The organism is Ochrobactrum sp. BTU1 (assembly GCA_018798825.1).
GTDB lineage: Bacteria > Pseudomonadota > Alphaproteobacteria > Rhizobiales > Rhizobiaceae > Brucella.
The window spans coordinates 656,674-682,109 of the sequence record CP076356.1 but is presented as its reverse complement, the minus strand read 5'-3'; the positions used below and the strand labels follow the sequence as shown (position 1 = coordinate 682,109).

Below are 25,436 nucleotides of genomic sequence, written 5' to 3'. Positions count from 1 at the left end.
ACTGACAGTGCCTCCTCCGCAGCGCTGGCTCCTAAATGCAATCAGCTATCTCCATCTCTGTCAATATATAATACCGGATGATTTAATAAAAAGCGAAACAGTATGAAAAAGCGCCTATATAGGAGCTTTTAATCCGCCAAACGCGTTAATAATCACACCGGATGATTTAAATATTGACGTGTTGATGGAAATCTCTAATTATCGATGCTAACATTGAGATCGGTAAAAACGTGAGGTTAGTCGCGGGTCGCGGACCAAGAGGATGGTGCACGACTTTGCGCAATCGGCTTGTATGATGCGATTTTTGAACGGGGAGGTGGCATTGTTTAAGATGGATGGACTTGAAGAGTTTCAGCCAAGCTTGAGTGATCCGAGCCGGGGAACAAATCAGACCGGGATGAAGCTTTATAATGAGCGGCTGGTGCTTTCGCTCATACGCTCTCATGGACCCCTATCGAAAGGGGAGGTTTCACGCATGACCGGGCTTTCCGCGCAGGCGAGTTCGGTAATCATGAGCCAGCTCGAAAGTGATGGCTTGCTCTTGCGTGGCGAGCCACAGCGCGGCAAAGTTGGTCAGCCGTCCGTACCAATGTCGCTTAATCCAGAGGGTGCCTTTTCGATCGGTGTGAAAGTTGGGCGCCGGACAGCTGAGCTCGTGCTAATGGATATGGCTGGACAGGTGCGTCGCCTAATCAGTCTTAATTTTGCTTATCCCACACCCTCATTGCTGGTCAATTTCGTTGATAAAGGCATCAACGAAATCATCGATAACATGACGCGGATTCAGCTGGGGCGAGTACGGGGCATCGGAATTGCGATGCCATCTGAAATGTGGAGCTGGGAAGAAGAGGTTGGTGCGCCCCACGCCGTTGTTGACGCTTGGAGGGCCTTTGATCTCAAGACGCATATTGAGCAGACCTTCTCTATGCCGGTTCATGCCTATAACGATGCCACAGCTGCATGCGCAGCCGAGATGGCCTTTGGTGTCGGCCGAAAGTATCAGGATTTTCTTTACGTGTTTTTTGCCACGCTTGTTGGCGGTGGCGTGGTGCTCGATGGTGCTTTGTATCCAGGGCGCCGTGGTTATGCGGGATCAATCGGTTCCGCGCCTGTGCCTTCACCTGTTGCAGGCGAAGCACCAAAAAGGCTCATACAATGCGCTTCAATCTATCTGCTTGAACGCATGATCGTCGAGGCGGGTGGAGATCCCAGCTTGATCTGGCATAAATCGGAGGATTGGAGCCATCTGGGTGTGGTGCTGGATCGTTGGACGGAACAGGCCTCTGACAGTCTTGCCTTTGTAATCGCTTCAGCAATTTCGGTAATCGACTTCCACAATGTGGTGATCGACGGTGGGTTCCCGCCCCATGTGCGTGCTGAGCTTGTCCGCCGGACCCGCGAGAAAGTCGCGCTGATGGAAGTTCAGGGGGTTGCGCCGGTTGAAATAGTTGAAGGCAATATTGGCAGTGACGCTCGTGTGTTGGGCGCGGCGAGCTTGCCGCTTCTTGCCGAATATGCCCGGGACAGGGATATTCTATTTAGTTAGCCGGCAATTATAAAATTTTATAAATCTGCGGCAGTTGGAGGTGCAACTGCCGGAAGGGAGGAACATGCTGATTGGAATTGACTGGGGTGGCACTAAGATTGAAGGTGTCGCTATGGAAAGAGATGGTCAGGAGCTTTTGCGCCTGCGTGCCGATACGCCACGTCACGACTATTTTGGCTGTATCAGCGTAATTAAGGATATGATTTCCGCCCTGGAACAGCAGACAGGAAAAAACGGGTCCGTGGGCATCGGTATTCCTGGATCACTTGAGCCAGTCAGTCGTGTCGGCAAGGGAGCAAGCTCAACTTGGTTATTGGGCAGACCGGTCGAGAAGGATCTTCATGATTGTCTCAAGCGTGATCTCAGAGTTGAAAATGACGCGGATTGCTTCGCTGCTTCAGAAGCAATGGACGGGGCGGGCGCTGGTTACAACGTAGTTTTTGCAGTCATTTTGGGATCCGGCGCGGGAGCAGGTATTGCGGTCGCAGGAAAAGCCCATCACGGACCCAATAATAGTGGCGGCGAGTGGGGACATAATCCGCTGCCGTTTCCTGATGTAACGGAGTTGCCAGGTCAGCCATGCTATTGCGGCCGCCATGGATGCATGGAGACTTGGGTTTCTGGCCGTGCGTTTGAGGCTGAATACCGCCGCCACACTCAAGAGGAGTTGAAAGCGCGTGAAATCATAGAACGCAAGCGTTCAGGGGATCGTTTAAGCGGCATGTTATGGTCACGTTATATCGACAGGGTTGCCCGTGGACTTGCGACTGTCGTCAACACACTTGATCCAGATATTCTTGTTATGGGTGGCGGCATGTCGAATGTGGACGAACTTTACGAGGATCTGCCCGCGGCGCTTGCCAAGCGGACTTTTTCGACGGTGTTCCACACCCCTATTCGCAAAGCGATCCACGGGGATTCCAGCGGCGTGCGCGGAGCCGCCTGGCTCTGGAAAGATTGAAAAATTGCCCATGTCGCACTTCAAAACAAGGGAAACCAATGTGACCGACTCTCATGCAATCGATGAACGTTATAAGTTTTCACTCGCACTAATCCGCGAGGCTGGCGATCTTGCAAACCAGTATTTTAGCAATCGGGAGGCACTGACAATTCAGAGCAAGGGTCTTCAAGATATGGCAAGTGAAGCCGATCTTCAGACCGAACTTCTCATCAAAGAAAGACTTGCTAAGCATTTTCCCGAGGATGCCTTCCTCGGAGAGGAAACTGGCATCACTGCCTTCGAACCTAGTCAGGGTATCTGGGTTGTAGATCCGATTGACGGCACGCAACCGTTTATTTCCGGCATGACGAGTTGGTGCGTCTCGATCGCTTTTGTCAAAGACGGAGCGCTCAAGTTTGGGATGGTTTATGCACCCGCGAGAGACGAACTGTTCGCTGGCGGCGAGAGCTGGGCTGCCACACTGAACGGTAAAGAAGTTGAGCGACATCCAGCGCGGTCTGTTCGTGAAGGAATTGTGGGTGTTGGTTATTCCCCGCGTGTTACACCCGACGAGTTTCTGCCGATGTTCGAGCGGCTGCTAAAGGCAGGGGGAATGTTCAGTCGCGAGGGTTCGGGCGCTTTGACGCTCTGTTATGTTGCAAGCGGTCGCCTGATTGGATACATCGAGCCACATATTAATTCCTGGGATTGTCTTGGCGCGATCGCAATAATTCGTGCAGCCGGGCTTATCACCAACGATTTCCTCGCTGGCGACGGTCTGAGGAAAGGAAATCCTGTCATTGCCGGGAATGAAGCTGTCTATGCTGAACTTTCAGACATTTTCGAGGGTAACTAGGCGCTCATGTAAATAAGTTAGCGACTGGGATCTCATCAATGAATTAGTTCAGCGGGGGGCGATCAAGTTGAGCAACTCGGGTCCTGACGGGCAATCAGTTGAATGGATAGTCTCGTTTCATAATGAATTGTGAAGCGGCTCGTAAAGGTGCACGCCGGCTTTCTCAGCCGCAACCTTTAAGCTCTTGTCCCGTGTCCATAGTGATGTTCGCTAGTCGAGAAGAACTGAGGCCAACAGATGGGCATCTGTATAACCAATGCCCAAGCTGAAAATGCAGTGCTTTTCAATCATGGCCATGACTTCGTCATGCGTTGCAACTTGAGCTTCCCGCTGCGCATTAAAAAAATCCAAGACACTAGTGATGTCTCGGAGACTGCCCAACGCAAGTTCGCCAATAATCATTGGATGGCAAACCAAAAGATCATCTCCGGTAATCTTAATCAGCTCATCATCGCCGCCGCGAAAATGGTCAATCCAAATTGAAGTGTCCGCCAATATCACTTCTTTACTGAGCTCCGGCGGCGAGGAGCTGCTTCAACGTCAGGCATTGTGCCTCCAAGGGCGATAAGACGTTTACCAGTCTCCAGTCGCACAAGTGTTTCTAGCGCTTGTCGGACTAGAGCGGCTGTCTCTTTCGTGCCGGTCAATAATCTGGCTTTTTCTAAGAGATTGTCATCAAGGTTGATGGTTGAGCGCATAAACTATGCCAATATCAACATGCGTCTATTTGCGCACTCTGACGATCATGGTCCGCGATTTCAAACATGCGCACTCAACTGCTTACAGTCGCCCGAGAAACACTGGATATTTTCGACTAGTTATCAGCACACCGTTCAACGACAAGGGAAAGAGGGTCGTATCCTTCTAAGACGAAAAACGCATCGGCCTGGCGCACACGGAAATCTTCTATAGATGACGTCATTCATATGCATTACAAACGACATTAAGTAGGAGATGCCTTTGGCTTCGAACGCACTAGTTCAAACTCGCATTTATGCTGAAGTTCGGGGTCGTGCCGCCGCGGTGCTTGAAAGTATGGGCTTACGGTTTCGGACGTAGTTCGTATCTTACTCACCCGGACGGCGAACGAAGGGGAATTGCCGCTCGAACTTATATAAGGCAGCGAAGCGCATGATGCTTGGTTTCGCAGCAAGGTCTTTGAAGCAATTAACGACGAACGACCGGACGTTCCAGATGATGAAGTTCCGGTACATTTCGAAAAACAGCGAGCGAGCCGTGAAGCTCACCTGGTCCGCGGTTGCGTTATCAGACTGAGATGCCATCTCCACCTTTATCGAGGTGGATACCTGACACGGCGTTGCCAAATGTAGGCGTCTTTTCTGCTAAGGTCATATTACTAACTCCTGTCGCATTTTCCTGTTCCAGTGCGCGGGAAGCAAAGTGGATACGAAGGCTTCGGACAATAGGATTTGATATTTTGTGGCCAGAAGCCATATCTGACGGACTTCAAAGGTAAACAATATCGGAGATCGGTTCTCCGACTTGGGCAATGTTCCTCATCTGACCCACTGCCGCAAGCGGGTAGTCTTGGCGGGCCATATCCAAGGGCGGTTGACCTGGATGGAACCTATAACGACGCCCATTAATGTAGCTTGGACTATTTTTAACCCTGCTTGGATGGTTCCAACGTTGCTCGTTGGCGGGTTTTCCGGTGTACTCGAACCGATCCACTCCCAAAAGTTCCGAGGGAACAAGGTTTCTGCCGGGCCAGCGGGATGCGTTGAATGCTTTTTCAGCGACATTGCTACTCGGCCGGTAAACTTCAGTGAGAAATCCGTCGACAGTGGTTTTCGTTTGTGTTGCCAAATGGGCTGCGAAGCTTTGGTCCCCACTCATTGCTGTCCAGGGAGCGTCGAGATTGATCCGATCTACATTGGATTGTATCCTCCAGCCGAGTTCGCGTGGGGAATAGTTGATACCATTTATCTGTATTTCTGACACGTAACGTTGGCCTGCCGCACGGAATGAACGGGCTGCGATATGCAACACGTCCACAACCTTGTCAGGCGTTTCAGCTTCCCATGACAAATACACGTGCGTGTTGTCGGGAAATGCATGGAAGTACTCTACATAAACCAGATTTCCGGGATCTGTGCTTCGGGTTGAGGTCGCAAACGGCGGTGCTGCCGGATGCATATTAGAGCTGGAGGGCGTATCGAAGAGTTGCCATGGCCCCTGGCTTGTTTCAAACGATGAGACAAAAGCCTTCCATTCCCAGTCAAACATGCGCTGCTTCTCCTCTGACGGCCATGCTGGACTATAGATTGTTCTGAACGGCTAAACAGCTGTCAGTTCTAGCAGGCCGGTTCCAATTGCCTAGACGATGCACCTTGTTGAGCGCGCCAGCGAGCAATGAGACGAGAGCTCCGATGATCGTTTGTTCTGAATGAAAAGTAGTGTGATGGAGAGAGATGGGTTCAATGTGTTGCATGTTATTGCCTGCGGGATAACTTACAAAACTTTCCGATTTCCTGGTCGCAGGATCACGACAAGGCTTGTTTGCGGCTATTAAAGTGGCCGCATACGCGGTTGCGGCTTGCCTATTGTGCGTTGACTTTTTTATTCGCACTACAGCGTGCAGGTCTCTGAGGCAACGCAACTTAGCGAAACTGATCTTGACCAAGCTGCTTGTGATCGTTCACATGGCGTCAAAACATTCCAGCGATAGGACTTTTTTCTAGAGGTTCAATCCAAGGCTCACGGAAACGAATATGCACGAAATTATCTGCCCGCATTGCAAAAAGGCTTTTAAGATAGACGAGGCGGGTTACGCCGATATTCTTAAACAGGTGCGGGATAGTGATTTTGATAAACAGTTGCATGAGAGGCTAGAGCTAGCCGAGCGCGACAAACAGAACGCCGTTGAACTTGCCCAAGCGAAAATCGCCAGTCAGTTGCAGAAAACAACGTCGGCAAAGGACTCTGAAATTCAAGAGCTGAAAGCAAAACTTGAAGCCGGCGAAGTTGCCCGGAAATTTGCAATTGCCGAGGCTTTGAATGGTGTTGAAAAGCAACGCGATATGCTGGCGAACGAACTTGAGAGCGCGAAACGGGATCAGGAAGCAATGTCGAAGCTGGCTGAGGCTAAGCTCGTTTCTGAATTGCAGAGAGCTGCCTTAACGAAGGACGCCGAAATCCAAAGCTTGAAGGCGAAGCTCGACGCGGGTGAGCTGTCACAGAAACTCGCCGTCACTCAAGCTGTCAGCGCAGTCGAGAAAGAACGCGAAGAACTCAAGAATGGACTTTCTCGCGTTGCACTCGAAAAGCAGCTGGCCGAAACAGCGCTCAGGGACAAATACGAGACACAGCTTAAGGATCGTGACGACGCTATTGAACGCTTGAGGGATATGAAGGCGAGATTGTCGACAAAGATGATCGGCGAGACGCTCGAACAACATTGCGCCACCGAGTTCGATCGGCTTCGCGCGACCGCATTCCCGCGGGCGTATTTTGAAAAGGATAATGACGCGCGCAACGGCAGCAAGGGCGACTTTATCTTCCGAGATTTGGACGATTCGAATTCGGAAATCGTTTCGATCATGTTTGAGATGAAAAACGAGAACGATGAGACGGCCACCAAAAAGAAGAATGAAGACTTCTTCAAAGAGCTCGACAAGGATCGCAGTGCGAAGGGATGTGAGTATGCGGTGCTGGTTTCACTGCTTGAGCCTGACAGTGAACTTTATAATACGGGTATCGTAGACGTTTCACATCGCTATCCGAAAATGTATGTCGTGCGGCCGCAGTTCTTTATTCCCATCATCACGCTTCTGCGCAACGCCGCGATGAACTCGCTAAAATACAAGACGGAGCTGGCGCTGGTGAAAGCGCAAAACGTTGATATCACGAACTTTGAAACCCAGCTTGACGACTTCAAGTCGGCATTCGGGCGCAACTGGCGCTTGGCTTCTGATGGCTTTGAGGAGGCAATCAAACGTATTGATGAAGCCATCAAGGATCTGGAAAAAACGAAAGAAGCGCTCCACAAATCCGCCAACAACTTGCGGCTTGCGAATGACAAGGCTGAGGATCTAACAGTTAAGCGACTGACACGCGGCAATCCGACTATGGCGGCTAAATTTGCTGAACTTGACTAGGCAATGGGCTCCGTTCGCGCAATGGAAACTCATCCACGAAACTGACTGGGCCTAGAAGGCTCTTCAATTTCCTTTTGAACTAAAGAAAATCATCATTCAACATCCCGCTGGGGGCTAAATTTTTAACCAGCTCTAAATCACAGGCCCCCGACAAGAAACCTTACCGGCTTTGCCCCGAGCGATAGAGCGCGGTTCTATGGCTCGGATATGGCAGAGAAAATGAGCTATAGAAGTCGCGCCTATCGCTCATGCATTGTCGCTCCAATAAGCGTGAGCATGGCTCTTTACGCGGATCTGCGCAAATGACGGCTGCAGCGCTTACAGGCAAGATTGGTCTTGTTACAGCGCTCATGCGCGCAAACCTATTGTGGATGAGAAAAGTGATAAGGCGAGCGAGCGCGTTAAGTGCGGCGGCAGGGCTGGGCGGGCAAATGTCGACTGTAGTTGCGTTCGCCCAGTTAAAGGCGCATGGTGTTATTCTCTGCGGCAATTGATAAGGGCGCTACGGAAACGGGCCAGACCCAAGCCCCTAAATGAAGGAAGACCGTTATGCCTTCCAGTGCCTATAGACGTTTCATGCAAAAGTTGGATTTAAAGTCGTCGCGAGAGGCAATCCTCCGCGCGCGAGCTCCGAGCTCATCGAGGGCGGCAGCGGTAAAGCGCCTATCCAAGGACGAAGGAGGATTGATGTCGGCTTTTCTGGCAACCCGACGAGATCCGATCAAAATGCTGGACCTTTTAAGCTTTGCAAAAATCGAGAAAGCTGATCGTTTGCAAACTAGTTTACCAGGCGCAATAGAAAAGGCAGGGCGAGCGATTAAACCGCGCCTGCCTATTCCAAGTATAATTGTTGAACGCATTGTCAGAAAAGCGCGACGCGGTCGGGGAGGAGAAGCAAGAGACCATCAATCTCACTGATGTGCAGAGTTTTCTGGGCAGGACGTTCATTCCTAGCCCAAACAGCGGCACCAGCCTCAATGTGCGCTCTGGGTTGCTTGCTCTCTTGTCCTCTCTGCTTCCAGGACATATTGCAGCCTTAGTTGCTTTCTCTTCACAGATAGCGCAAGGTGTTTATCTCGGCAGCATTTGAAACGGGCGCTGTCGATTGCGGGTGGAAACTCGCCCCCATGAAGGAGGCATTATGTCTTCCAAAACTACCAAACCTTATCGGGGCCCTTCCGATTTCCGCATGATGCGAGAAATAGTGAGACGCGCTGGCTATCGGCTCAATGATACTGCAGTGAACAGAGCCGCCCATCTCGCTGCAGCAAAGATGCTTATTCTAGAGTTCCGATTGGTCCGCCGACCCTATCAATCCTTCTTGACGCATCCCGAGCCGCCAAAGGTGGATAATCTGGCCTTTTTTGCAACTGCAAACTAATCCCTTCGAGGAGCGGTTTCATTCTCACGAACTCATAATTAACGTTAAAGAAGGAAGTATAAGTATGGCCAAAGGTCAAAAGAAGAGTAATCGAGAAATCCGAAAGCCAAAGCAGGATAAGTCGAAGGCCAAGGCGGGAGTCGCTGAAGGCGTCGCAGGACGATTTGCTACACCTGCAAATGACTTGGCTAAATCCAAGCGGAACTAGAGCGAACCTCTTTAGTTTTATGTCACAACCAACGCCGCGAAGTTTTTTGCGGCGTTATTCATTTCGATCAATCAGCCGACTTGTACGAAAATAACTCCTGGCCATCGGAGACTGTACTCTTTTTTTGCACGTAGATGCGCTTTCGATCTGTCTACTTGTGCTGACGTTCGCGCCGAACCCTCATTTCTTGGGGTCCAGCCCGCAGATCCCGCGCAGAGCATCGGGGTCCTGAAAGTCTTGGCAACCGGATGTGCGACCTCAGAAGGCGACCATGGGCCTGCCTTTAGTCATGCTATTTTTGTGAGCGCTATGCCCTGATAATACCCTCCTTTTCTCATGCTTGCTGGAATTTGACTGAATGAAACTCTAAAATTCTGCGCTTAGGTGTTCACTTTGAGCTCAGGAAAGCCAGTCCGCCAACATAGGCGTTGTATTTTGTTTGATTTCTTGCGAGAAAATCATCAGCCGGCAAGGGGGACGCAATGCAATGGCCAATATTCCTTTGACACGTGGCCAGTTTCTTCTTCCCTTCATCGGAATACTCGATGAAATGGGCGCACCCACTGGTTCATTTTTAAGGAGATCTCAGCTGCCTTCGTCGCTTGAGGCGAAAAGCGAGCTTTACGTTCCGGTTTTGCCGGCTATACGGTTTATTGAAACTGCTCAGAAATCCCAGGACATTACGGATTTCGGTTTCCTAGCCAGCCAACGTCTGCATTTCTCACATTTGAGAGAAAAAACCAGAGCGTTGATCGCGCATGCACCGACATTACTGGTTGCGTTGCGGCACGCCTGCACCGAAGCTTCAAGGGAAGATACGATCCTCAGTATGTGGATCGAACACGATGATGATCATGTGCGGGTTTGCAGCAAACTCGCAATAGCCAAAACACTGCAGAATCTGGAACATGCCCAGTGGCTCCAAAACATTTTCACGATTTATATCGTGCGACAATTTACTGGTCCAGACTGGAATCCACCGGCAATGGCCTTTGAAGCTCATTACACTCCGAGTGAAGCCACGCAATCGTTCTGGCCAAATGTGCGTTTTCTGTCGGGTCAGCATGCGGCATGGATAAGCATACCGACTAAATTCTTAAGTCTCTCTAATCGGTCTCCCCGCTCATTTAACGCGCTTCAGATCATCGAGGATGGACCTTCGGGTTACGATATTGTTGAGCTGCTCAAACTAATGTTACCCTCCTATCTTGACGGAGGTGTCCCCACACTTGCACAGATTGCGGAAATGGCAGGGGTCAGCGCACGTACGTTCCAACGTAAACTCGCGAATGTTGATTTTGTATACTCGGATATCTTGGACACTGTTAGATTTGAACGCTCAAGCCGCCTATTACGCGAGACCAACGCCAAGATAATCGATATCGCCTTTGCGTCGGGTTATTCGGATCCTGCGCATTTTACACGCGCTTTCCGCAGGATTTCCGGGGTCTCCCCCAGTCAATTTCGGGAACAAATGCAGTCGGTGTGAATGCTTTGCGCGGCCTTAACCATTGGACTAGCCCTTTGGCACGAAATGGCAAGACTGATCAGCGGTAACTGCTAAAACCATTCTGAGCAGAGCGTGACGCTCACTAATCCGAGCACTTGTTAAGTTCCGTTAGCGGTTACCAACGCTTGCTCTACGAAACGACTTCGACTTGCGAATGGACGGCAAGATCGGAGTTTGCTTAAAGGGGGCAAAATGCAAGAGATAAACCGACCGTTCAAGGCACATAAGCAGGCCGGGGCCGCGATCATTTCATTCTGCAGCTTCTTTATGTCGCATGTCGGAGCCGCATGGTCCCAGTCGTCGGCTGACGATCTTTCTCAACAGCTCGCTAATCCTCTTGCCAGCCTGATTAGCGTGCCTTTGCAGAGTAACTTTGATTTTAGAGCCGGTGCTCATGAAGATGGTTTTGCGTATGGTCTTAATATTCAGCCGGTAATTCCGTTCAGTTTGAACGACGACTGGAACGTAATATCACGTACGATCATCCCGATCGCCTATCGAGATTACATGCCCGGTGGCAGCGTGTCGGGACTTGGCGATATAAATGCGAGCTTCTTTCTGTCTCCTAAAAAAGCGGGGCCAGGTGGCTTGATTTGGGGCATTGGGCCGGTGTTTCTGCTTCCAACAGCCACCGACGACTATCTGGGGAGCGGTAAATTCGGGCTTGGGCCGACAGCAGTCGCGCTCGTTCAGGAAAGTGCCTGGACACTGGGCGCGTTGGGCAATCATGTTTGGTCCGTCGCAGGTCCGTCTGGCAGGAAAGACGTAAGTGCCAGCTTATTACAGCCATTCGTGTCCTATAATTTCGGCCACGGGCGATCGATGTCTGTGAGCGTGGACTCGACATATGATTGGGAAGCAGAGCAGTGGACCGTCCCAATCAATGTGGGTGCTACTCAGGTCTTCAAAGTGAACGATCAAGCGATGAGCTTCCAGCTGGGTGGGCGTTACTACGCGGAAGGCCCCGTGGGAACTCCGAAATGGGGACTGCGCACAACTTTGACGTTTATGTTCCCAGAATAGCAAAATTGCGCCACCTAACGGAAAATGTCACAAAATGGCAAGACGAGTAATTCGACAATGCTAGAAGATCTGCGTCACATCCCGCAGCTGGTCGACTAGTCGTCCGTTGAAGGTATTTGGATTGGTCCCCGCTGCATTCTGCAAAGGGTGGTGTTGTCGTAAGACGAACAAATGAAAGGTTTGCCATGTTCCGTTCGGTTGGAATCAGTCTCGCAGTTGCCGCGGTTGTGTGGAGTGGTGGCGCATTTGCCGAGACGTCTGGTGCCGGCATTCCGGTGACTATTGATAGTTTCATCCGCGCCGAGACTGACCATTATCTTGCCGCCAATGCCAAGGACATAGGCCAACTTGGCCAGTTTAAGCATTCTCGGGAACCTGTGCCGATTGATAAGCAAACTGTCATTCGCATGAACCGTGATACGCTTTACTCCTTTGCTGTGTTTGACCTCGCTGCAGGCCCAGCAACAATTTCGCTGCCTGATACAGGCAAGCGATATATGTCGATGATGGTTGTCGATCAGGATCACTATCTTCCTATTGTAGCTTATGGAACGAAGCCAGTTACGCTAACCCAGAAGTCGGTTGGAACCAGATATGCTTTCGTCGCTATTCGTACTCTGGTGGATCCGAATAATCCAAAGGACCTCGACGAAGTCCATAAGCTTCAGGATGCGATTGAGGTGCAGCAGAACCAGCGAGGCGAACTCGATCTTCCGGACTGGGATGGCGAGAGTCTCACCGACATCCGTACCGCGTTGCTCGGCCTAGCAAAACATCAGACTTCGTATAATGGTTCTTTTGGAGCACGCGGCCAGGTCGATCCGATCCGGCATTTGATTGGTACGGCTTCAGGATGGGGTGGTATTCCGGAAAGGGATGCCATGTATCCGAGTTTCACGCCTGAAAAAAATGATGGGAAAACGGTCTATACCCTAAATGTCCCGAAGACAGTTCCGGTGAAGGCTTTTTGGTCGATTAGTGTCTATAATGCCAAGGGGTTCTTCGAAAAGAACGAGCACAACGCCTACTCGATCAATAACCTTACGGCGACGAAAAATGCGGACGGCTCGGTGACCGCACAGTTTGGTGGTTGCGATGGCAAAATTCCGAACTGTTTGCCTATAGTTGAAGGTTGGAACTATACGGTGCGGCTCTATCGCCCAGATCAGTCTGTTGTGAGCGGTGATTGGACGTTCCCAGAAGCCAAAGCAATTAATAATTGATCCAAGAGATCTCGCGGTCAGGTGGAGTGAAAGCGGTCAGCCCTTGCCCGCTCCACTGAACACCAACGCTGCGACCGGCTATTTTTTCCGGCAAATGTTGAAAGCGTAAGCGTTGGTTTTGCGCGATGGCGGCACCTTATTTTAGGAGAAGTTTGATGTTTAACAGTATCTACCGGGTCGCCCTCATTGGCGTTGCTGCAATCTTTGCCCCGGTCATGAGTTCGGCATCAGCACAAGATAGCGTTGGTCCGAAGGTGACAGATCCGCATTTTCACCTTGCTCCGGGCTATCTCAAGTCCAATGACCTACCCAATAGTCTTGTTTTGCTCGGCGCACCGCCCCAGGGTGGGAGTGCGGCACTGGCGCGTGATGAAGCGGCAAGAGAGGCTACAATCGCACTGCGTGGCAAAGCACGCTGGGACATGGCCCGAACGGATGCGGATTTGCAATTCCCTCAGCCTGCCAAGAATTTCTCCTGCGCTATGGGCGTGGACATTAGTGAAAAGAAGACGCCACGACTTTATAGTTTGATGCAGCGCGTGCTCACTGATGCCGGACTTTCGACTTATGGCGTCAAGAACAAGTATAATAGGACCCGGCCGTTCGTAGTTCATAATGAAGGGACATGTCAACCAGACGAAGAGTCCGTTTTGCGTCAGGATGGCTCGTATCCATCCGGACACACTGCAGCAGGTTGGGCATGGGCGCTCACCTTGGCAGAAGTGAATCCAAAGCGAAGCGATGATCTCTTGAAGCGCGGGTTATCATTTGGGCAAAGCAGGGTGATCTGTAACGCCCATTGGCAAAGCGATGTCGACGCTGGACGCATTATGGGTGCGTCCACGGTCGCTAAACTGCACAGTAATCCCGAGTACCTCGCTGATATTAAAGCTGCGCGCACGGAAGTGGAAACTGCTGATAGACCTTCTGTCGATTGCGATGTTGAGGATCGCGCGCTCGCAGAGCAAATGCAATAACACTCAAGTATACGGCTGATCATAAAACAAAATATCGGGACGGGGTTGATGTATCACTATAGATCTTGCGCAATCGTGCTCATTGCTTTGATCGCTGGCCAGACTGTGGCCGCCGCGGCAGACAGTTCCTCGCTAGCCTCCGTGTCCCAGCCACAAAGCGAGGAACTCAAACCGGCCGGGTGGAGCTTTAATGCTAGTCCTTATTTCTGGGGAGCGGGGATCAGCGGCACCGTCGGACAGCTTGGGTTACCGCCCGCAAAGATGACCTCCGACTTCAAGAGCATTTTCAAAGAGCTTGACTTTTCGTTCATGGGAGTCATTGAGGGTCATTATGATCGTTATAGTCTGTTCAGCGATATTATCTACACAAAAATATCGTCAGGTGGCCAATCCCCCTACGGCGTTTTGAGCAACAGTATCGACATTAAATCTGAGACGTTCTCTGGCTTTTTCGGTGGTGGTTACAGTGTGTTTGAAGCGGGTTTGAACCGGCTTGATATTGTGGCAGGAGGGCGCGTTTGGTACGCGAGTACGGAAATTTCATTCGAGGGTGAAGTGTTCGACGGCCACAGCAGACGTGATAGTGCCACATGGGTCGACGCGGTAGCTGGATTGCGGGGTAAATATTTCTTGACTGACTCCTTTTATGTCAGTGGCTGGGGCGTCGTGGGCGCGGGGCAAGCAAAGATTGACTGGGATGTAGCAGGAACGTTTGGGTACAAGGTCAGAGACAACCTCTCTGCAGTTGCGGGTTATCGCGCGCTGGGCGTCAATTATAATCACGATGATTTCGTCTATGATGTAGTTCAAAAAGGCCCAATATTGGGGCTGGTGATGCATTTTTAGTAGGAGTGCGAAGTTGAATGAATATTGAGATCGACCTCAACTATCTGATACGTAAAATTCGGAATGAATCCTTGCCCCAGTAATGCAATGCATTGACTGCATCAGCAGCCACGTGATTGGCAGTGACTGGCTGGTCGAAATGACATTCACGCGATGTGCCTTGTTGCCGAGCGCCAAGTGATCCGACACTTCCAAAGTGAAAATCGACCCTTGAGAGAGCCAAGTTACCGTCGAAAGAATTTCGCCTTCACTTGATGGACTTGGGTTATTCCGAGTGATCTCGATCGCGCCGGATATAAAACAGAGCAAAAATTGCCAACCCCGGTGCGCCGGCGCCGCCCCCTTCGTCATAAACCTGAGTGATTGCTTTGACGCAGGTGCCATTTCTCTTCATTTTTGAAAAACATAAAGAGAAAATTTCTGCTTCTGAAAACCTCTCTCACAAACACGGACGGATGCGCTTGCGGCTTTTTCTGCAGTCAAATGTCATAGATGAAAAACATCGATCCCACCCAAAGCGTTTTGGCCTGGTGAGAAACACGCCTAAGAAGAACAACCGCAGGTCGCGGTATTGGATTTACTGCGTTCAGGAAGGGGGCTGACTAGCGCGTAGCGATCTGCCATAAGGTGGCTTAATTGTTATCTGCGGACAGTGTCGGCGGCAAAATGTTATGTGAAATCAGAGGCGCGGGAATGACGGAGAGCAAACGACGAGGGCCGAGATTCAGCCGTGAATTACCAGCTGTACGTCGACGCATGCTGGTCGAAGCTGCGACTCGTTGCCTTTCCCGGGGCGGAATTACGGCACTGACGACAGATAATATTCGGAAGGAGGCGAAAGTCTCCATTGGCCTTGTTGCGCATCATTTCTCAGGTAAGGATGAAATCCTTTCCGAGGTATACCAGGTTTCTCTTTATGATGATGTTCATCGTCAGATTCTAGAAGCAGCCAAGAGCCGTGCCAATGCTTCGAACAACCCGGAACAGCGGCTATGTGATCTCATTCAAGCCCAATTCTCCGAGAAGCATTTTAGTAAGGATAACCTTCATATTTGGCTGTCGCTTTGGGGCGAGATCGATAAAAATGAGACATTAAGGACCCAGCATAGGCAGCTTTGGCGCTCTTATCGAGAGGCGCTTGAGTTGGATATAACAGCGCTCGCAATTGAACGTGGCCTCATTGTTAAATCAGGACAGCTTGCAATAAATTTCATTGCCCTTTTTGACGGTTTGTGGCTCGAATGGTGCCTTGACCCCACAGCGGTCTCTCGGGAAGACGCGGTTGAGGGGTGCTATTCTCTTCTGGAAGCGCAACTCGGACCGTTAGTCCGCCCCATACCGGCACTGCAGCAGGTAGCTGATCCTAATCCTGAGATTAAATGAACTGTTCATTTTTATCAGACGCGCCAACAATCTATCTCATTTGGTCAGTCGCTGATTGGTGAGAGGGCAACTGACGTGTCGATAATGGCTCGTCGCTGTGACGTATGCTTTGAAGTCCAGCTCAACAGCACCACTACGCCTTAACCTCCGATAGTAAACCCTTCAAACTTCCCCATTTTGCGGACGCATTTTCTTTTTTCGGTTACTCGAGCACTTGCAAAAGTCTCGTTGCGACCCGGCTCAGGCGGAAGTGATCATCACGTAGGCGTTGTCCTTTCAGGAATGTGATCGAGCGGTCCGAGGTCGCGATGGGTTTGCCATCCTTGCGAAGTGCCCTACGGGTGATGCCCCGGTCGTCAGCCTTTCTATATCAGCAAATATATCAGGAGCTCACCCACGGGCAAACTGGTGCCAATTGTACTGATTATGGCTCAAAAAAAGCGCGCCGCACATAAAAAGCTGGCGTGGCGTTGGGGCGACTATTCAAACGAAGCCGCGCTAACGGATGGCAAAAAGCGCGTCATCCCTCTGTAATATCGGTCTATTTCTTAACACAAGCTTCTTCCGCGTTCTGGCCGATTTGGCCATATAAGTGCAAGGCATATTTTCTTATTGAAAAAGTTTTCAATAAGCGCTATTAGGCCTATTACCGGCTCAAAAACCTGCTTGCAGGAGGCCTGAATTGGAGGATCATAAAAGCTCGAAAGCGACTGTTTTGAAGTGAAACGAGACATCTTCGAGATCAGCAAGCTCTAGGTCAATCACCAGCAGTTTCACTTTAAATGGAATTTCGGCAGGAACAGTACAGCCGCACGCAACAATAATTTGCAATCCACTCCATGAAAGTCTTCATCACAATGGTCAGCGCGTCCACTATGAACATTTCCTTTGAGGATGCATCGTCCCTCCTGCCATTGCCTCAGCTGATTGAGCAATTGCGAAAAGCGTTTATCGCGGGGTGCGTAGCACCTCAGCGCCACCACCATAAAATTTCGGTTCAAGATCAACCGGATGCTACGTTGCTGTTGATGCCGTCCTGGCAGACAAACGCAGCAGATGGCGGTTATCTTGGTGTCAAGGTCGTTACTGTCTTTCCGGGCAATACAAGTCGAGGGATTCCTGGTCTCACGTCCAGCTATCTGCTTTTTGACGGTGGCACTGGAGTTCAACTCGCCACAATCGACGGTAATGCCATAACCACCCGGCGTACCGTTGCGGTGTCAGCGTTGGCAGCATCCTTTCTCGCGCGAAAGGATGCAGAAAACTTGCTTGTTTTGGGTTCTGGTCGGGTAGCAAGTCTCTTACCCGAAGCCTATTCAGCAGTCAGAAAAATACGGCGCGTGGGTATTTGGGATATAAACTTGGAAAGTGCGGATGTCATGGCAAAGCGCCTGCAAGCGGTTGGCTTTGATGCGTATGTTGCTTCAAAATTGGAGCACAGCGTGCGCGACGCCGATATTGTTACGTCCGCTACATTGGCTACGACACCGATTATCAAGGGAGAGTGGCTAAAGCAAGGTGCCCATGTGGACTTGATAGGTGGATTCACTCCGACAATGCGCGAAGCGGATGATGAAACCCTCGAACGCTCAAGTGTCTATGTCGACACTGAGGCCGCTCTTCATGAGGCGGGAGACTTTACTCAGGCTATAGAGAGCGGAGCGTTCGTTGCATCCACGCTCGCAGGTTCGCTAAGGGAACTTTGCACTGAGGGAGTTTGCGGGCGAAGTGCGCCGGAGCAAATAACAACCTTTAAGGCGGTTGGGACGGCTTTAGCAGACCTCGCAGCAGCGACGATGGCATACGAAACTGCCCGAAGTTTTCGCACGTGCGTGTAGCACTGGAAGAAAGCATAATAAACAACACAACAAGCAGAGATTTTCAGGATCTCTAACAAGGGGAATCTTAAATGGGAATATCTAGAATAGTATCGCTCTCACTGGTCGCGTTGGGTTTAGCGTTATCTGGCATGGCATCAAAAGCTGACGATCTTGAGAAAATCCAATCTGCGGGCAAATTATCGAATGCAGTGTCTGGAGTATTCCCACCTTTCAGTTTTGTCGATGAAACGAATACATTGGTTGGATTCGACGTCGACATCGCTGCGGAAATCGCCCGTCGATTAAAGGTTGAACCCAATACAATCACGACATCGTGGGACGGAATTATTGCCGGTTTGGTCACAGGGCGGTATGATACCATCATCGGATCTATGGGTATCACAGAAGAGCGCAAGAAGGCAGTTGACTTCGTTGGTCCCTATTATCGCACAGGATTGGGAATATTCGTTCGTAAAGGTTCATCGGCCCGAAGTGCTGCGGAACTTGAGGGCAAGACGGTTGGCGTGACGCTTGGTGAGGCTGCTGAAAAATGGGTTCGTGACGAGAACAAATTTGTCGTCCGTACCTACAAAGGTCTCCCGGAGTTGCTCCTTGACCTAAATGCGGGTCGAGTTGATGCAATTGTCGCCGATGACATACCTGTTTATGTGGCGATCGCCAAAAGCAATGCTCCCATTGAGCAGCTCATGGAAGAGCAGATGCCGCGCTTCGATGTGGGGTTCGCTATTCGAAAGAATAATCCCGAGCTTGCTGCTGCTCTAAAGGCAGCTCTTGACGAGATCATGGCGGATGGAACTTATGATGCTATCGCTAAAAAATGGGTCGGCAGAGACATTAGATAGTTTGGGCCCAAGGGTCGCCGCGCGGAGGCGCCCCAAACCGTTCTTTAGGAATTGGTGGGCTTCATAGCCCGCCAATCCAAACGCTGTCGGCGTTTGGTCTCAGGAAAGTCTGCACATGGATATTGGGCTGGTCGTACGGATCCTACCGTTCATAGCTGATGCCGCTCTCATGACGATTGCTTTGACGATCGTTTCGCTGGTCATAGGGCTTTTGGTAGCTGTCTTTCTAACATGGTGTCGATTCTCGCCGATTGCAGTGCTTCGTTGGCTAGCGGCAGCTTATGTAAGCGTGGTGCGGGGAACCCCCCTGCTCGTGCAGCTGTTTCTGGTATATTTCGGAGGGCCCCAGTTTGGTCTAGAAATGACGCCCTTTGTAGCGGCGGTGCTAACTATGGGTTTTAATATCGGCGCATACATGTCCGAAGGGATGAAAGGCGCAATCCTCTCGGTTGACAAAGGGCAAAGTGAGGCAGCCCGATCGTTAGGCTTCAGTCGGTTCGACACAATGAAATTGTTTGTCTTGCCTCAGGCAGCACCGCTGATGGTCCGTTCATTAGGGGTCAACACTATCATCCTATCGAAGGGTACAGCATTGGTCTCGACGATTGGCGTCGTAGAACTTACCTACAGTGCACAGCGATTTGTCACCTCTACCTATAAGCCTTTCGAAGTCTTTGCTCTCGCAGGCGCTGCCTACCTCCTTATAATTGCAGCCATCTCAATCGTCATCCGCTTTCTAGAAGGCCGATTCGTTGCAGAGCAGGGAGCGAACGCATGAGCCTCGACTTTAGCGTGGTTCCTTCCTATTGGGGTCTATTGCTCACTGGACTGACATGGACTGTCCTTATTACGCTGCTTGCTGGTACAGTGAGTGTTGTCTTGGGAATGGTCATCGCTGTAACGACATTATATGCGCCGAAGTTTGCAAGCTTGCCAATTCGCGCAGTGATGTTTCTCTTCATGGGAACTCCCCTTCTTCTCCAACTTTATATGCTTTACTATGGTCTTTCACAGATCGGTGTCATGCTTCCCGCATTTTGGACTGGTGTGATTGGCCTGGGTTTCCATTATGCCGCGTACAACGCTGATATTTTCCGTGCATCCTTGAAAGCTATCGATCATGGTCAGACGGAAGCAGCACGAACGCTTGGTTTTGGTAGGATTGCTACTTTGCGCCACTTCATTGTTCCCCAAGCAATTCTTACAGCCTTGCCGCAAGTTGGGAACAACAGTATTATCCTTCTAAAGGACACCGCTGTCCTTTCAGTGCTTGGAATCACGGAGCTAGTCCTCGCTGCACAGCGAGGTATTAGCGAGACATATCGCCCATTCGAATTCTACTTTGCCGCCGCTGTTCTCTATTACATCGTGAATCTCGCGATGGAATTCGTCCTGAGCAAGGCCGCCAAGAAAGCGGAAGCTATCCGATGAAGCATCAAGAACCCATGATTGAGCTGCGGCATATCCGCAAGTCTTACGGACAACATGAAGTCTTAAAGGGCATAGATTTAAGTGTCGCCCGTGGGAAGATTGTATCGATTATCGGACCGAGCGGGTCCGGCAAGAGTACACTGCTGCGATCGATCAATATGCTTGAAGAGATCTCGGGCGGTGAGATATGGCTTGATGGAAACCAGGTTAATCGACCTTTGAAGGGGCGAGCTTTTGAAAGACACATCAATCGCATACGCCAGGAAATGGGAATGGTCTTTCAACAATTTAACCTGTTTCCTCATCTCGATGTCCTCCACAATATTATGATAGCTCCCATGCGGCTTAAGGGATTGAATAAGGTTGAAGCACTAAACCTCGCTAATGGAATGCTTGAAAAAGTTGGTTTGGCGGATAAGGGCAAAGCATATCCGGCGCGGTTATCAGGCGGTCAAAAGCAGCGGGTTGCGATTGCGCGCGCTCTGGCGATGCAGCCCAAAGTCATGCTGTTTGATGAAGCAACATCAGCGCTCGACCCGGAGCTTGTCGAGGAGGTTAACTTGGTCATGAAGCAGCTTGCAGCTGAGCACATGACTATGCTCATCGTGACCCATGAGATGCGCTTCGCATCTGAGGTGTCTGATCACGTGATGTTTATGGATGGTGGTGTCGTCGTCGAGCAGGGTGATCCAGCTCAAGTCTTTGTAAACCCCACCGAGGAACGAACGAGATCATTCTTACGCAAGCATTTGTCGCAGTAGTTCAAAGTCGAAATCGCTTCGCTACCCGGCATGCGGGTGCAGCTTCTTTGAAGCAGGGAATCCAATGTTTTTAAATGACGATCAATTGTCCGATATTGTTGCATTTCGCCATGCATTGCACCGGCGGCCCGAGATTTCAGGTGAGGAATCAGAGACAGCCGGTAAGGTAATTGAGGCGCTGGAAAAAACTGGCGCTGATGAGATCATCTCTGGACTTGGGGGGAATGGTGTCGCTGCGATCTATCGCGGTTTGGAAGAGGGCCCGACAGTGATGCTCCGCTCCGAACTCGATGCGCTTCCAATTCAGGAATTATCTAGCCTACCTTACCGATCGGAAATTCCGGGAAAAGGCCATCTTTGCGGTCACGATGGTCACAGCGCAACGCTTCTTGCAATCGGCGTTGGGCTCGGTGAATCCCGACCAAAACGCGGGCGTGCCGTTCTGCTGTTCCAACCTTCGGAGGAAAATGGAGCAGGTGCGGCTGCCGTGATTACCGATCCGAAATTTGCATTGATCAAGCCTGACATGGTGCTGTCGCAGCACAACTTCCCGGGGCTGCCTTTGGGATTTGTTGCCCTCAAAGATGGGGCTGTAAATTGTGCGACGAGGGGCATGAAGATTGCGTTTGCTGGTAAGACTGCCCACGCGGCCTCGCCGGAGGAAGGCGTTGCGCCAACATTAACGATCGCGCGACTGCTCAGTACTTTAACAGCAGTCGGCACTGCAACCGTAGTTAATGACGATTTCAGGCAGGCCACAGTCACACACGCTTTTATTGGAGATGAAAATTTCGGGATCAGTCCTGGCCATGGCGAGATATGGGTAACGCTTCGCACAATGACCGACGGAAAAATGGCGGAACTGATGGCGACGGTTGAAGGAATGGTGCATGAGCTAGCGCAAGCCGCTAGTTTGAATGCTGTTGTGTCATACCATCAGATATTCCGACAGTGTTTCAATTCACCAGAACCTGTATCGGCCATCCGTCATGCACTGGATGAATTAGGTATTGCGCATGGTGAAAGCAGAGATATTCTCCCGATCAGGCCCGGTGAAGACTTCGGCCTATTTCGGAGTGTCGCCCCGTCCGCAATGTTTTTTCTCGGAGCAGGGGAAGGGCATCCAGGTTTGCACAATCCAGATTACGACTATCCAGATGCTCTAATTGGTATAGGCGCTCGAATCTTCATGAAGACCATCCGTAAGATAGTCGGATGATTTGTTAACCAAATCAAACACATGGGGCTCGTAATCGACGAGCTTGCGTAACGATCGTGCACGGCTGGTTAAGGCGTGTCGATAAGTCGTGGAGAAAACTATGCAGATGGCTCCTAAATATAAATCGGGGTCTGGCTGGAACGCGCTTCTGCCGCCTCGGGTGGCCCAAACGGTTCTTCCAAAAACCCGGCGCTTTCGAAACATTGTCGTAGGGGCCGGCTACACTGGCCTTGCAACCGCGCGGCGTTTAGCGGAACTAAATCCCGATGAACCAATATTGCTTCTGGAAGCTTCGACAATTGGGGAGGGTGCCTCTGGTCGAAACTCGGGTTATTTGCTGATCAATCCAGGTGAACCGAGTGCCAACGCAGAGGGTTTTGCAGCTGACTGGGCCTTAAAGCAGATGAACATTGTCCAGGCTGGTCTGGACGAGCTTAAGAAACAGGTTTATCGCTACTCGATCGATTGCGACTGGGATGAAAACCCGTTGGCAATTACGGCCGCCGCCACGCCGCGTGTAGAAAAAAGCGCTCGGGCGACGGTTGCTACCTATCGTAACTGGGGCATAAACCCTAGGGAGTATTCTCCAAATGAATTGGCTCAAATCATTGGAACCAAATACTATCGTTACGGTCTAGAGTCGTTAACAAAGGTTCTTATTCAACCCGCAGCTTTGCACAGAGGACTGGCGGACAACCTCCCTTCGTCTGTGCACTTAGTTGAGAACATTGTCGTTCAGTCCGTCTCAAAGAGTTCGCCGTTCTGTCTTAAGACGAACCAAGGTGATTTTATTGCTGATCGGGTATTTATCACTAACAATCTTCATGCTCGTGAGCTTGGCGTTGTTCGCAATAGAATGATTGGAATCCTGACATATGGAGCCTTCACACCTGAACTAGACGAAGGTGAACTAGCAAATCTAGGTGAGGCATCCAAATGGGGAATACTACCTGCCCACCGCATGGGCACAACTATGAGAAAGACAGGCAGAAGGCTGTTAATCCGCAGCGGTGACTCATACGAGACCGAGCTTGCTCCCGAACGAGCAAGAGCGATGCTCACCAGTTTGTATAAAAACCGGTTCCCGCATATGCGAACACATGAATTTGAATTTGTATGGGGCGGATTTACAGCTGTAACACACAATGGTGGCTTCTATTTTGGAGAGGCCTATCCAGGAATGTTTGTATCAGTAGGTTGTGGGGGAGCGGGCGTCCTTCGGGGAACGAGCCAGGGCGTTCTGCTTGCCGATTTGGCATCCGGTGCGGGTTCTCAACTCCTGACTGACCGCCTGAGTATGAATGGCCCGAGCTGGATACCACCCGAACCTTTCGCCATGATAGGTGCAAAATTGCAGATTGCCTTTGAGGAGTTGCAGGCCGGAAAAGAACGTTGATATCGTTGGGGAGGGATAAATGATCCCTCCGTTTCATTCGCATCGGCATTGCGAAGAGGGGGGAAATTGCGAAGAGGGAGGAAATTGCGACGTAAAGGGCGGTAGCGAAAGCGCAGCCGCCCATGCACAAGTCATAGGCCACTTCGAGCTGGCGTGGCATGGGTTGACCAGAAACTGTCAATCAACGAGACGGAATTGGGGATTATCGTCTGTTCCCTGATGAAAACTTATTCTAGATCTACGGATACTCGATCCTCGAATCTGACATCCAGCGACATTAATTGACAGGGCTTCGAAGCAGCAAATCGTCAATGTAATATCCATGTGGCGGCGCGGCTAGTGCCGCGCGCCTGCAGAATTACTAAGCTTCTTTTTGCTGCTCTGTCGGCTGCTGTGTAGGAGACTTTCGCAAAAATGGCTTCTTCTTCGGCTTCGGAAGCAACCCCTCGCGCTGAGCTTTCTTTTTTGCCTCTTTGCGCGCACGACTTATAGCCGCTTCTTTTTCCCGATTGCGCTTCTCAGATGGCTTTTCGTAAGCGCGGCGAGCCTTCATTTCCCGAAAGACGCCCTCACGCTGCAATTTCTTTTTAAGGACGCGGAGCGCCTGATCGATGTTGTTATCACGGACTAGAACTTGCAAAATATCTCCTTTGATTGTTATGGGTTTTCATCTCGAGCAATCCTGGCGGCTCTCAGCCGCAGAGTTTTTGCGTCTTTTGCGCTTTTTTCCTGATTAAGAATTGCCTTCGCTGACTTATCGGTCGCAGCTTTTTGCGCTTCCATTCGAGAAAGTATCGGCTTGAAAATCGTGTCTTTTGGATCTTTAGTGGTCACCGCTTCGGTCTCCATAGCTTGGAATGGTTGGCAGACAATTTTGCACGGATTGTCGAGAATCCCCCGCTCCGTTAAAAATGATTTGAAATTTTTACCTCTCGCATCACTATTTCCTTGGAGATTGGTTTGGTTCAATGGTGGCCGCACATCAGATAAGAGGCCTTTATTATGGCGCGTCGGGTCAATTTTGACCGGCTCTTCTGTGGCAGTGTTCAAAGATAACGCGTCAGCAACTGTTTGTTTCCCACAAAAGACTAATAAAAAGGGCCGAGCGTGCACTCGACCCTTTAAAAGAAATCCTCTAGTCCGTTGCCAGTACATCCGTGGTCAAGGATTAGAAGATAACTTCATTAAACGGCCTGAAGGTTACAAGCCGACATTTTTCCAGATCTGCGATCCTCTTCCAGCTCATAGGTCAGTTTCTGGCCCTCATTAATTGAAGACATAGCAGAGCGCTCGACCGCTGAGATGTGAACGAAGACATCTGCGCTGCCATTATCGGGCTGGATAAAGCCAAAGCCCTTCGTCGTATTGAACCATTTAACTGTTCCAGTGGTCATGCTGAACCCTTTCAATGAAATATAGTCAACGGCATGCCGAGGCATGCCGAAAGTGATACGATTTTCTAAAAGGGGGTTCGATCAGCGCACGGTGCTAAATGTGCAGTAAGCAAAAACTCTTTAGCAAAATATCGATATCTGATATTTATCCTATTTATTCAGACTTTTCAAATTTTATTCGAATTAATATTTTTCTTTCCAGATTCTTGTCCGCGTCTCCATCTGATATACGTTAGATGTATCAATCGTTTTGTTCAAAATGGCGCGTTTCTCGAAGCCCGCTTCGCATTGGACGGACGTGGGGAAACATTGAAACGTTTTAGTCAATTTGTTTCATGAACGCTTGATTGATCAAGCATCCAGCTGTCATAGCAGTGATGACTTTGGGCTCAATGGAGGAGCCGTTTTGCTTTCGATAGCGGATAATTGCTCCATCGATCGTTGGTGACTGAAAAAAAAGTTAGTCCTATAACTGTTCGTTCTGAAAGACGTAATGTCCGCTCCTCAGTTCTTCACCATGGTCTCGCGCCGATCGCGGGGG

The 25,436-nt window shown here is 50.4% G+C and carries 24 protein-coding genes and 2 pseudogenes; 20 read left to right on the top strand and 6 right to left on the bottom strand.

The window, feature by feature from the left end; genetic code table 11:
• The first annotated feature begins 322 nt into the window (after positions 1-322).
• The 3 genes from KMS41_22235 to KMS41_22225 all read left to right on the top strand — a co-directional run bounded on the left by KMS41_22235 (position 323) and on the right by KMS41_22225 (position 3,342).
• Positions 323-1,546 carry an ROK family transcriptional regulator gene (locus KMS41_22235; GenBank protein ID QWK80461.1) on the top strand — a complete coding sequence of 408 codons (1,224 nt, stop codon included), beginning with the start codon at positions 323-325 and terminating at the stop codon, positions 1,544-1,546.
• Between the two features lie 64 nt (positions 1,547-1,610).
• A complete protein-coding gene (locus KMS41_22230) occupies positions 1,611-2,507 on the top strand; it encodes an ROK family protein (protein ID QWK80460.1) in 897 nt (298 codons plus the stop codon).
• A 40-nt stretch (positions 2,508-2,547) separates the two neighbouring features.
• Positions 2,548-3,342, top strand: a complete 795-nt coding sequence (locus tag KMS41_22225; protein ID QWK80459.1) for an inositol monophosphatase — start codon at positions 2,548-2,550, stop codon at positions 3,340-3,342.
• 117 nt (positions 3,343-3,459) lie between these two features.
• On the opposite strand, the pseudogene KMS41_22220 reads toward KMS41_22225, so the two are convergent.
• Together KMS41_22220 and KMS41_22215 are read right to left on the bottom strand one after the other, a co-directional pair.
• Positions 3,460-3,843: pseudogene (locus tag KMS41_22220) on the bottom strand (type II toxin-antitoxin system VapC family toxin).
• Positions 3,840-4,040, bottom strand: coding sequence for a type II toxin-antitoxin system VapB family antitoxin (locus tag KMS41_22215; protein ID QWK80458.1), 201 nt, complete (start codon positions 4,038-4,040; stop codon positions 3,840-3,842). Before KMS41_22215 ends, KMS41_22220 begins: the two are co-directional and overlap by 4 nt.
• Before the next feature lie 262 nt (positions 4,041-4,302).
• Here KMS41_22215 and KMS41_22210 point away from each other — a divergent pair.
• Positions 4,303-4,673: pseudogene (locus tag KMS41_22210) on the top strand (type II toxin-antitoxin system RelB/DinJ family antitoxin).
• A 136-nt stretch (positions 4,674-4,809) separates the two neighbouring features.
• Here KMS41_22210 and KMS41_22205 read toward each other — a convergent pair.
• On the bottom strand, positions 4,810-5,589 hold the full coding sequence (locus tag KMS41_22205; GenBank protein ID QWK80457.1) for a hypothetical protein: 780 nt from the start codon (positions 5,587-5,589) through the stop codon (positions 4,810-4,812).
• Between the two features lie 485 nt (positions 5,590-6,074).
• Between KMS41_22205 and KMS41_22200 the strand changes: the two genes are divergently transcribed.
• From KMS41_22200 to KMS41_22125, 16 genes are all read left to right on the top strand, one after another.
• Positions 6,075-7,460, top strand: coding sequence for a DUF2130 domain-containing protein (locus KMS41_22200; protein QWK80456.1), 1,386 nt, complete (start codon positions 6,075-6,077; stop codon positions 7,458-7,460).
• 687 nt (positions 7,461-8,147) lie between these two features.
• Complete coding sequence (locus KMS41_22195) at positions 8,148-8,378, top strand: hypothetical protein (protein ID QWK80455.1); 231 nt, start codon at positions 8,148-8,150, stop codon at positions 8,376-8,378.
• A gap of 223 nt (positions 8,379-8,601) precedes the next feature.
• Positions 8,602-8,841, top strand: a complete 240-nt coding sequence (locus KMS41_22190) for a hypothetical protein (protein ID QWK80454.1) — start codon at positions 8,602-8,604, stop codon at positions 8,839-8,841.
• A gap of 695 nt (positions 8,842-9,536) precedes the next feature.
• Positions 9,537-10,538 (top strand): AraC family transcriptional regulator, encoded by a 1,002-nt coding sequence (locus KMS41_22185; GenBank protein QWK80453.1) that lies wholly within the window; start codon positions 9,537-9,539, stop codon positions 10,536-10,538.
• A gap of 288 nt (positions 10,539-10,826) precedes the next feature.
• A complete protein-coding gene (locus KMS41_22180; protein QWK81175.1) occupies positions 10,827-11,582 on the top strand; it encodes a transporter in 756 nt (251 codons plus the stop codon).
• A 185-nt stretch (positions 11,583-11,767) separates the two neighbouring features.
• Positions 11,768-12,805: a DUF1254 domain-containing protein gene (locus KMS41_22175; protein QWK80452.1), complete on the top strand. Its 1,038-nt coding sequence runs from the start codon at positions 11,768-11,770 to the stop codon at positions 12,803-12,805.
• Between the two features lie 215 nt (positions 12,806-13,020).
• Positions 13,021-13,782, top strand: a complete 762-nt coding sequence (locus tag KMS41_22170) for a phosphatase PAP2 family protein (protein QWK81174.1) — start codon at positions 13,021-13,023, stop codon at positions 13,780-13,782.
• Positions 13,783-13,830: 48 nt separating this feature from the next.
• Entirely contained in the window at positions 13,831-14,628 is a 798-nt protein-coding gene (locus KMS41_22165; protein QWK80451.1) for a hypothetical protein, read from the top strand.
• Positions 14,629-15,321: 693 nt separating this feature from the next.
• Positions 15,322-16,011 (top strand): TetR family transcriptional regulator C-terminal domain-containing protein, encoded by a 690-nt coding sequence (locus KMS41_22160; protein QWK80450.1) that lies wholly within the window; start codon positions 15,322-15,324, stop codon positions 16,009-16,011.
• A gap of 857 nt (positions 16,012-16,868) precedes the next feature.
• On the top strand, positions 16,869-17,849 hold the full coding sequence (locus tag KMS41_22155) for an ornithine cyclodeaminase family protein (GenBank protein QWK81173.1): 981 nt from the start codon (positions 16,869-16,871) through the stop codon (positions 17,847-17,849).
• A 71-nt stretch (positions 17,850-17,920) separates the two neighbouring features.
• Positions 17,921-18,694 (top strand): transporter substrate-binding domain-containing protein, encoded by a 774-nt coding sequence (locus KMS41_22150; protein ID QWK80449.1) that lies wholly within the window; start codon positions 17,921-17,923, stop codon positions 18,692-18,694.
• A 115-nt stretch (positions 18,695-18,809) separates the two neighbouring features.
• A complete protein-coding gene (locus KMS41_22145; protein QWK80448.1) occupies positions 18,810-19,472 on the top strand; it encodes an amino acid ABC transporter permease in 663 nt (220 codons plus the stop codon).
• On the top strand, positions 19,469-20,125 hold the full coding sequence (locus KMS41_22140) for an amino acid ABC transporter permease (GenBank protein ID QWK80447.1): 657 nt from the start codon (positions 19,469-19,471) through the stop codon (positions 20,123-20,125). Before KMS41_22145 ends, KMS41_22140 begins: the two co-directional genes overlap by 4 nt.
• Before the next feature lie 14 nt (positions 20,126-20,139).
• Positions 20,140-20,886 carry an amino acid ABC transporter ATP-binding protein gene (locus KMS41_22135; protein ID QWK81172.1) on the top strand — a complete coding sequence of 249 codons (747 nt, stop codon included), beginning with the start codon at positions 20,140-20,142 and terminating at the stop codon, positions 20,884-20,886.
• A gap of 64 nt (positions 20,887-20,950) precedes the next feature.
• Positions 20,951-22,105, top strand: a complete 1,155-nt coding sequence (locus tag KMS41_22130) for an amidohydrolase (GenBank protein QWK80446.1) — start codon at positions 20,951-20,953, stop codon at positions 22,103-22,105.
• Between the two features lie 100 nt (positions 22,106-22,205).
• A complete protein-coding gene (locus tag KMS41_22125) occupies positions 22,206-23,501 on the top strand; it encodes an FAD-binding oxidoreductase (GenBank protein QWK80445.1) in 1,296 nt (431 codons plus the stop codon).
• Positions 23,502-23,862: 361 nt separating this feature from the next.
• Here the strand turns inward: KMS41_22125 and rpsU are convergent, their stop codons facing one another.
• The 3 genes from rpsU to KMS41_22110 all read right to left on the bottom strand — a co-directional run bounded on the left by rpsU (position 23,863) and on the right by KMS41_22110 (position 24,895).
• Entirely contained in the window at positions 23,863-24,141 is a 279-nt protein-coding gene (gene rpsU, locus KMS41_22120; GenBank protein ID QWK80444.1) for a 30S ribosomal protein S21, read from the bottom strand.
• 17 nt (positions 24,142-24,158) lie between these two features.
• Complete coding sequence (locus tag KMS41_22115) at positions 24,159-24,350, bottom strand: hypothetical protein (GenBank protein ID QWK81171.1); 192 nt, start codon at positions 24,348-24,350, stop codon at positions 24,159-24,161.
• A gap of 335 nt (positions 24,351-24,685) precedes the next feature.
• On the bottom strand, positions 24,686-24,895 hold the full coding sequence (locus tag KMS41_22110; GenBank protein ID QWK80443.1) for a cold-shock protein: 210 nt from the start codon (positions 24,893-24,895) through the stop codon (positions 24,686-24,688).
• Positions 24,896-25,436: the final 541 nt, after the last annotated feature.

Coding starts and splice junctions, on each gene's coding strand:
- KMS41_22110 (QWK80443.1), bottom strand. CDS start 24,895: ATGACCACTGGAACAGTTAAATGGTTCAATACGACGAAGGGCTTTGGC.
- KMS41_22170 (QWK81174.1), top strand. CDS start 13,021: ATGAGTTCGGCATCAGCACAAGATAGCGTTGGTCCGAAGGTGACAGAT.
- KMS41_22230 (QWK80460.1), top strand. CDS start 1,611: ATGCTGATTGGAATTGACTGGGGTGGCACTAAGATTGAAGGTGTCGCT.
- KMS41_22130 (QWK80446.1), top strand. CDS start 20,951: ATGTTTTTAAATGACGATCAATTGTCCGATATTGTTGCATTTCGCCAT.
- KMS41_22195 (QWK80455.1), top strand. CDS start 8,148: ATGTCGGCTTTTCTGGCAACCCGACGAGATCCGATCAAAATGCTGGAC.
- KMS41_22125 (QWK80445.1), top strand. CDS start 22,206: ATGCAGATGGCTCCTAAATATAAATCGGGGTCTGGCTGGAACGCGCTT.
- KMS41_22215 (QWK80458.1), bottom strand. CDS start 4,040: ATGCGCTCAACCATCAACCTTGATGACAATCTCTTAGAAAAAGCCAGA.
- KMS41_22155 (QWK81173.1), top strand. CDS start 16,869: ATGGTCAGCGCGTCCACTATGAACATTTCCTTTGAGGATGCATCGTCC.
- KMS41_22200 (QWK80456.1), top strand. CDS start 6,075: ATGCACGAAATTATCTGCCCGCATTGCAAAAAGGCTTTTAAGATAGAC.
- KMS41_22175 (QWK80452.1), top strand. CDS start 11,768: ATGTTCCGTTCGGTTGGAATCAGTCTCGCAGTTGCCGCGGTTGTGTGG.
- KMS41_22140 (QWK80447.1), top strand. CDS start 19,469: ATGAGCCTCGACTTTAGCGTGGTTCCTTCCTATTGGGGTCTATTGCTC.
- KMS41_22190 (QWK80454.1), top strand. CDS start 8,602: ATGTCTTCCAAAACTACCAAACCTTATCGGGGCCCTTCCGATTTCCGC.
- KMS41_22165 (QWK80451.1), top strand. CDS start 13,831: ATGTATCACTATAGATCTTGCGCAATCGTGCTCATTGCTTTGATCGCT.
- KMS41_22180 (QWK81175.1), top strand. CDS start 10,827: ATGTCGCATGTCGGAGCCGCATGGTCCCAGTCGTCGGCTGACGATCTT.
- KMS41_22205 (QWK80457.1), bottom strand. CDS start 5,589: ATGTTTGACTGGGAATGGAAGGCTTTTGTCTCATCGTTTGAAACAAGC.
- KMS41_22185 (QWK80453.1), top strand. CDS start 9,537: ATGGCCAATATTCCTTTGACACGTGGCCAGTTTCTTCTTCCCTTCATC.
- KMS41_22160 (QWK80450.1), top strand. CDS start 15,322: ATGACGGAGAGCAAACGACGAGGGCCGAGATTCAGCCGTGAATTACCA.
- KMS41_22115 (QWK81171.1), bottom strand. CDS start 24,350: ATGGAGACCGAAGCGGTGACCACTAAAGATCCAAAAGACACGATTTTC.
- KMS41_22145 (QWK80448.1), top strand. CDS start 18,810: ATGGATATTGGGCTGGTCGTACGGATCCTACCGTTCATAGCTGATGCC.
- KMS41_22135 (QWK81172.1), top strand. CDS start 20,140: ATGATTGAGCTGCGGCATATCCGCAAGTCTTACGGACAACATGAAGTC.
- KMS41_22150 (QWK80449.1), top strand. CDS start 17,921: ATGGGAATATCTAGAATAGTATCGCTCTCACTGGTCGCGTTGGGTTTA.